Here is a 6,578-nt window from a genome sequence, read left to right on the forward strand (position 1 = left end):
CGACAACCTAGATCTACAATATTTCCTTCGTGGGCAGCTTCAGATTTTTATAAGAGACTGGGGCCGGGCGGTTTCCCCGCGGGGCCCGGCCCACTCGTACGAGAGGCAGCGGCTACGCGTTGACGCCCCGGCCCGGGCGGAAGGCCTCCGCCGCGAGCAGACCGGTGTCGGCCTGGTCGGTGAAGATGCCGTCGATGCCCTGTTCGAAGTACTTCCGGAAGGCGCCGAAGGCGTCTCCGTACGCGGCCGGGTCGGTGCCCTTGCGGTACTCGGCCGGCAGGAAGGCGTTCTCGTTGCGCGCGGTGTAGGGGTGCAGGATCAGGCCCCGCGCGTGGGCGTCCGCGACCAGGGTGGTCGGCGCGCCGAGCCGGCCGGCCGCGTCGCGCGGCAGGATCAGGTCCATGGTCGGCCCGATGCCCTGGGCGAAGCCGGAGATCCACTTCAGCCCCTCGGGCTTGACGAGGTCGGCGACCGTACGGGGGTCCTTGGCCGTCTCGAAGTCCCACGGGCGGGTGCTCGCGGCGGACAGGAGCACCACGCGCGGCGCGGAGACCAGCCGGGAGAGCCGCTGGATGCTGGAGGGCTCGAAGGACTGCAGGAAGAGCGGGGCGCCGCGGCCGTCGCGCCCGTAGCGGCGCAGCAGCCGGGCGAGGGGCTCCTCCAGACCGAGCCCGAGGCCGCGGAAGTAGGTGGGGTGCTTGGTCTCGACGTGCAGCCAGACGCGCTTGCCGCGCCGCCGGCCCTCGCGGTCGGCCCAGCGCAGCACCTCCTCGAAGGTGGGCACGTCCCAGTGGCCGTCGTAGAGCGTGTTGCGCTGGCGTACGGCGGGGATGCGCTCCTTGGCCCGCAGGGTCTTCAGCTCGGCGAGGGTGAAGTCCTCGGTGAACCAGCCGGTGACCGCGACCCCGTCGACCGTCTTGGTGGTCTTGCGCCCGGCGAACTCCTGGTGGTCGGCGACGTCGGTGGTGCCGCCGATCTCGTTCTCGTGGCGGCACACCAGGTGGCCGTCCCTGGTGGGCACGAGGTCCTGTTCGACGACGTCGGCGCCGAGGTCGAGCGCGAGCTGGTAGGAACCGAGCGTGTGCTCGGGCCGGTAGCCGCTGGCTCCGCGGTGTCCGATGACCGTCGGCACGGGCAGGTCCCGGTATCCCCCGCCGGCGCCGTGGCCGTTCTCCGCGGCCGAAGCCGTTCCGGCGCCCGCCGCGAGCCCGCCGAAGGCCCCGCCCGCCGCGAGGACGGCCGCCCCCAGTACCGTGCGCCGTCCTGCCCCACCCTGCGTCATGCGCGCCACTCCCCATCGCGTAAGGGCCTGGCGTCCCGGGATCTCCGGGTCCTACGGCCCGATTTCGCGTGCCGATCGTAGGCAAGCGGCGGTGTCGTGCGGGGGTGCGCGGGCCGAACATGGCGCAAACGCGCATCAACACTGCGTATCCACCTCGTGAACCCGATGTGCGATCAGACCTGACCCGCGAGTATCGTCCTCACCTGCACCACCGCCGTGTGGTGGGTGCGAGAACCGCTTTTCGATGCCGGAGGGCCCACGTTGTTCCGTACGCGCCTCATCAAAGCCACCGTCGGACCCGTCATGCGCCTGATGTTCCGCACCCGTGTGGAGGGCATCGAGAACATTCCGGGCACCGGGCCGGTGATCCTGGCGGGCAACCACCTCACGTTCATCGACTCGATGATCCTTCCGCTGGTGTGCGACCGCACGGTCCACTTCATCGGCAAGGACGAGTACGTGACCGGCAAGGGCATCAAGGGCCGGGCCATGGCCTGGTTCTTCACGGGAGCCGGAATGATCCCCGTCGACCGCGACGGGGCCAACGGCGGCGTCGCCGCCTTGATGACCGGCCGCCGCATCCTCGAAGAGGGCAAGATCTTCGGCATCTACCCCGAGGGGACCCGCTCCCCCGACGGCCGCCTCTACCGGGGCCGCACCGGCATCGCCCGGCTGACCCTGATGACCGGCGCGCCCGTCGTCCCCTTCGCGATGATCGGCACCGACAAGCTGCAGCCCGGCGGCGCCGGCATGCCGCGCCCGGGCCGGGTCACCGTCCGCTTCGGCGAGCCGATGGAGTTCTCCCGCTACGAGGGCATGGACCGCGACCGCTACGTGCTGCGCGCCGTCACCGACTCGGTGATGGCCGAGGTCATGCGGCTCTCGGGCCAGGAGTACGTGGACATGTACGCGACCAAGGCCAAGGAAGCCGCGTAAGCGCGCAGCGCCCTTACTGCCGCTGGAGTGACCGGCTGATGCCCGCCAATGTCGTCGTGGCGAGGACCCAGCCGGTCACGATCAGCAGGTACGACAGCCACTGGTACCAGCCGCCCGGCGCGAAGGCCGTCTCCTGGCCGAAGCCGATGATCGGCATCATCAGGTCGATCGTGTAGAAGACCGGATTGAACTCCGGCGACTCCCCCGCCTTGAGCTCCCTCGGCGGGTGGAACCCGTACGCGATCGTCCCCGTCATCAGCAGCGCCACCAGCCAGCCCGCCGCGCGCAGCGGCCGGAACCCGTAGCCCACGGTGGCGTCCTGGAGCAGCCCCCACAGCCGCGCGCGCCGGGGCAGGGTCCGCCGGTGCCGGCGGAGCTTGGCGAGCTGGACGGTCCGGGCGGCCGACTCGTCGCCGACCGTACGGTAGGCCGCGGCGAGCTGCTCGTAGGCGTACGGGAGGTAGCCCGACTCCTCCCGCTCCAGGGCGGCCAGCCGCTGCTCGGCGGGCAGGTGCGGGGCGAGCGTGCGGTAGGTGAGCCCGTCGATACGGATCTTCTCCGGCCAGGTGGCGGGCGGCATGTGGAGCATGTCGAACTGGGAGCGGCGCAGGCTCACCACCCCGCGGATGGTCTCGCAGCGGTTCAGCCACACCTCGCCGGCGACGCAGCTGGAGGCGCGCAGGGCGACCCCGCCCGGATTCTCGAAGACGGCGCGGCCGAGGTAGAGCTGGCCGGGTATGCGGGAGCCGGTGATGTTGAACAGGCCCTCGACCCGCAGGCGGTGACCGCGCAGGTCGGTGCCGACGGTCAGGTTCTCGGCGTGCAGGGCGATCCCGCCGGGGGCCAGCAGCCTGGACTCGTTGAGGTTGACCTGGCCGCCGACGGTGATGCCGTTCATCCGGGTCTGGCCGTGAACGGTGAGCTCCATGGCGATCACGTCGGTACCGATGTCGGCGTGGTTGACCTGGAGCGCCGGCTCCCGGGCCTCCTCGGGGTTCTCCTCGCCGGTCGCGGGCGTGCCGATGACCGCGCGGCGCAGGAAGAGGCCGCCGGCTATCCGTGCCCCGGCGAGCCGGACGGGGCCGGTGATCCGGCAGCACGAGAGTCTGAGCGCGACGTCGACGCGGACGGTGTCCGCGGTCAGCCCGGGAAGGGTGGAGTCGTTGGCCACGAAGACCCGCAACTGGGCCCCGTAGAGCAGGGGCTTGCGTTCGAACCAGCAGGCGCGCAGCCGGATCGGGTGGTCGACGACGGCGTACTTGAGGTTCAGCTTGCCGGTGATCCTGGCACCCCGGACGTTGAGCCCCGGGACCTGCCCCTCGGCGGTGGGGCCGTTCAGCAGCAGCGCGGTGAGGACCTCGGCGCGCACGGTCCGCTCCGGCCCCCAGTCGGCGCCGCCTGCGCCGGTCTCCCCCGGTGTTTCGAGGAAGTCGACGCCGTCCCCGCTGGGGAAGGCGTCCCATACGCGGCGTTCGGCCGGGGTCAGATCGGTGATCTCCATCGCCGGGATGGTGTCCCGCGGGCCGACGGACTGTCAACTCCGTGCGGGACACCCGTCCCTGTCATGGCATCAGCGTGGCATCAGTGCTCGATGCCGTCCTGGAGCTCCTGGCCCTTGAGCAGGAACCAGGCGGCCGCGGCGGTGGCCAGCAGGACGGCCGCGCCGACGCCGGAGGCGAGCCGCAGGCCGTCCACGAAGGCCTCCTGGGCGGCCGAGACCATCTGCCCGGCGGTGTCCGGGTCCAGCGACCTTGCGGCCTCGACGGCGCCGCCGAGGGATTCGTGGGCGGCGTCGGCCACCGGGCCGGTGACCGAGGCCGGGGCGTTGAAGCCCTGGTAGACGCCGGTGACGACCGAGCCGAGCAGGGCGATGCCGAGGGCGGCACCGAGTTCGTACGCGGTCTCGGAGACGGCCGAGGCCGAACCGGCCTGCTCCTTGGGCACGCTGGAGAGGATCACGTCGGCGGTGACGGTGAACGAGAACCCGGCGCCGAGGCCGACGATGAGCAGGGCCGCGCCGAGCAGCGGGTAGCCGGTCTCCTTGTGGATGACGGTCAGCGCGGCCAGCGCGATGCCGATGGCGGCGAGGCCCCCGGTCACGATGACCCGCACCCCGTACTTGCGGGCGTACTTGCCCGCGACCAGGCCGGTGACCACGGCGCCGACGGCCGCCGGCAGTTCGGCCAGACCGGCTTCGAGCGGGTCGCGGCCCTGGACGAGCTGGAGGAACTGGGAGAGGAAGAAGACCAGTCCGGACAGGCCGAAGACGGTGAGCAGGTCGGCGAGGACCGCGCCGGAGAAGCCGCGGTGCTTGAAGAGCCGCATGTCGAGGAGGGGAGCGGTCAGGCTGAACTGGCGGCGTACGAAGGTGTAGAGCGCGCCCGCTCCGATGACGGCGGCCGCCCACACCTCCCAGCCCATGCCGTGGGTGGCGACCTGCTTGACGGCGTATACGACCCCGATGATGCCGACGAGGGAGAGCGCGACGCTGAACAGGTCCCAGGGACCGGCGACCGGGTTCTTCGACTCGGGCAGCAGCTTGATGCCGACGATGACCAGGACGATCATCACGGGGAGGTTGATGAGGAAGACCGAACCCCACCAGAAGTGCTGGAGCAGGGCTCCGCCGACGACCGGGCCCACGGCCGCGCCGGCGGAGGCGGTGGCGCCCCAGATGCCGATGGCGAGGCTGCGTTCCTTGGGGTCGTGGAAGATGTTGCGGATCAGCGCGAGGGTGGACGGCATCAGGGTGGCGCCGGCCACGCCGAGCAGGGCCCGGGCGAGGATCATCATCTCGGGGCTGGTCGCGTAGGCGTTCAGGACCGAGACGGCGCCGAAGGCGGTCGCGCCGACGAGGAGCAGCTTCTTGCGGCCGATGCGGTCGCCGAGGGAGCCCATGGAGACGAGCAGACCGGCGATGACGAAGGAGTAGATGTCGCCGATCCACAGCAGCTGGGTGCCGGACGGCTTGAGGTCCTCGCTGAGGGAGGGAGTGGCGAGACCGAGTACGGTGGCGTCGACCGCGACCAGCAGGACGGCCAGGACGAGCACGGAGAGCGCGATCCAGCGCCCTCGCTTCTTCCCCTCCGCCCCCTTCGCCTGCGTCAGCTGTTCGGTTCGGCTCATTTCTCCACACTCCGTCTTGCGCCACCGAGCAGCAACTCGGTGATCATGTACTGAAAGTCCTTGGCCGCGACCCGGCCGTCCATGACGGCCCAGGCGCAGGTGCCGATGAGCCCGTAGAGGGCCTCGGTGAGCCAGGCGGGGCTCAGGTCGATCCGGATGTCGCCCTCTTGCTGGCCGCGCCGGAAGAGCGCGCCGACACGGGCGTCGAGCCGGGCCCAGCCCTCGTTGACCTGGTCGCCCTCGAAGAGCTGGTTCTCGGTGACGAGGAAGGCCAGCAGCTCCGCGTTGGGCTCGGCCTCGGCGACGAGCCGCTTCAGCGCCTCGACCGCCGTGCCCTCCTCGAGGCGGGCGTTGTCGAAGGCCACCTCGAACTCCCGGATGCCGAGCTCTTCGAGCGCCCGTACGAGGGCGTCGCGCCCGGCGAAGTGCCGGTGGAGGGTCGCGCGGCCGATTCCGGCGGCGCGGGCGACCTCGTCCATCGTGGCGGTCGATTTGCGGGAAAGCAGGGCGGCCGCATCGCGGAGCACCTGGTCTCGATCCATGGCCATGAGACAAGCATACCCCGAATGAGACGTCCATGTCTCATTCGATCGATAAATGAGCTGCCGACCCGGCCGCCCGAAAGGAATCCTGCGGAGATGGATCCGACGAAGCCCCTGCTGCTGATCGACGTGGACGGCCCCCTGAACCCGTACGCCGCCAAGCCCCAGCGCCGCCCGGAGGGGTACGCCACCCACCGGATGCGCCCGACGGGCTGGACCGGGGCCGAGAGCGTCAAGCCCCTGCGGGTCTGGCTGAACCCCGAACACGGGACGCGGCTGCTCGCGCTCGCGGACGCGTACGAGCTCGTCTGGGCGACCACGTGGAAGGACGAGGCGAACGACTGGATAGGCCCGCATCTGGGCCTGCCCCGACTGCCGTTCATCGACTGGCCGGTGATGCACGGCCGGGCGCCGCGCGGCACCTTCTGGAAGACGCAGTACGTCCTGGAGTACGCGCGGGACCGGCCCTTCGCGTGGGTCGACGACGACATCACGGCCATGGACCACGAGTACGTCGACCAACTGCACCCCGCGCGGGCCCTGCTGATGAACATCGACGAGCGGATCGGGCTGCTGCCCGCGGACTTCGACGCGCTGGCGCGGTGGGCCGCGTAGGGCGCGGAACGCGGAAGGGGGCGGGAAACGCGGAAGGGGTGCGGCACGCGGAAGGGGGCGGCCGGGAGCTCCAAGGC

Annotated in this window: 6 protein-coding genes; 2 read left to right on the forward strand and 4 right to left on the reverse strand. The window is 71.0% G+C overall.

Going from position 1 to position 6,578, the window contains the following annotated elements:
• Nucleotides 1-112 precede the first annotated feature (112 nt).
• Complete coding sequence (locus ACWGDE_RS34240) at nucleotides 113-1,282, reverse strand: glycerophosphodiester phosphodiesterase (protein WP_453392956.1); 1,170 nt, start codon at nucleotides 1,280-1,282, stop codon at nucleotides 113-115.
• 303 nt (nucleotides 1,283-1,585) lie between these two features.
• On the opposite strand from ACWGDE_RS34240, the gene ACWGDE_RS34245 reads away from it, so the two are divergent.
• A complete protein-coding gene (locus ACWGDE_RS34245) occupies nucleotides 1,586-2,218 on the forward strand; it encodes a lysophospholipid acyltransferase family protein (RefSeq protein ID WP_453392961.1) in 633 nt (210 codons plus the stop codon).
• Nucleotides 2,219-2,231: 13 nt separating this feature from the next.
• Here ACWGDE_RS34245 and ACWGDE_RS34250 read toward each other — a convergent pair whose 3' ends face one another.
• The 3 genes from ACWGDE_RS34250 to ACWGDE_RS34260 form a co-directional block, all read right to left on the reverse strand.
• Nucleotides 2,232-3,719, reverse strand: coding sequence for a membrane-associated oxidoreductase (locus ACWGDE_RS34250; RefSeq protein WP_453392957.1), 1,488 nt, complete (start codon nucleotides 3,717-3,719; stop codon nucleotides 2,232-2,234).
• 80 nt (nucleotides 3,720-3,799) lie between these two features.
• Entirely contained in the window at nucleotides 3,800-5,344 is a 1,545-nt protein-coding gene (locus ACWGDE_RS34255) for an MFS transporter (RefSeq protein WP_453392958.1), read from the reverse strand.
• Complete coding sequence (locus tag ACWGDE_RS34260; protein WP_453392959.1) at nucleotides 5,341-5,892, reverse strand: TetR/AcrR family transcriptional regulator; 552 nt, start codon at nucleotides 5,890-5,892, stop codon at nucleotides 5,341-5,343. Before ACWGDE_RS34260 ends, ACWGDE_RS34255 begins: the two co-directional genes overlap by 4 nt.
• A gap of 90 nt (nucleotides 5,893-5,982) precedes the next feature.
• Here ACWGDE_RS34260 and ACWGDE_RS34265 point away from each other — a divergent pair, with 90 nt between their 5' ends.
• Complete coding sequence (locus ACWGDE_RS34265; RefSeq protein WP_453392960.1) at nucleotides 5,983-6,501, forward strand: HAD domain-containing protein; 519 nt, start codon at nucleotides 5,983-5,985, stop codon at nucleotides 6,499-6,501.
• Nucleotides 6,502-6,578 lie beyond the last annotated feature (77 nt).

This window comes from Streptomyces sp. NPDC054956, from assembly GCF_053609185.1.

What these genes read in the sequence shown, in the direction of transcription:
- ACWGDE_RS34240 (WP_453392956.1), bottom strand. Translation starts at nt 1,282, where the DNA reads ATGACGCAGGGTGGGGCAGGACGGCGCACGGTACTGGGGGCGGCCGTC.
- ACWGDE_RS34245 (WP_453392961.1), top strand. Translation starts at nt 1,586, where the DNA reads ATGCGCCTGATGTTCCGCACCCGTGTGGAGGGCATCGAGAACATTCCG.
- ACWGDE_RS34250 (WP_453392957.1), bottom strand. Translation starts at nt 3,719, where the DNA reads ATGGAGATCACCGATCTGACCCCGGCCGAACGCCGCGTATGGGACGCC.
- ACWGDE_RS34255 (WP_453392958.1), bottom strand. Translation starts at nt 5,344, where the DNA reads ATGAGCCGAACCGAACAGCTGACGCAGGCGAAGGGGGCGGAGGGGAAG.
- ACWGDE_RS34260 (WP_453392959.1), bottom strand. Translation starts at nt 5,892, where the DNA reads ATGGCCATGGATCGAGACCAGGTGCTCCGCGATGCGGCCGCCCTGCTT.
- ACWGDE_RS34265 (WP_453392960.1), top strand. Translation starts at nt 5,983, where the DNA reads ATGGATCCGACGAAGCCCCTGCTGCTGATCGACGTGGACGGCCCCCTG.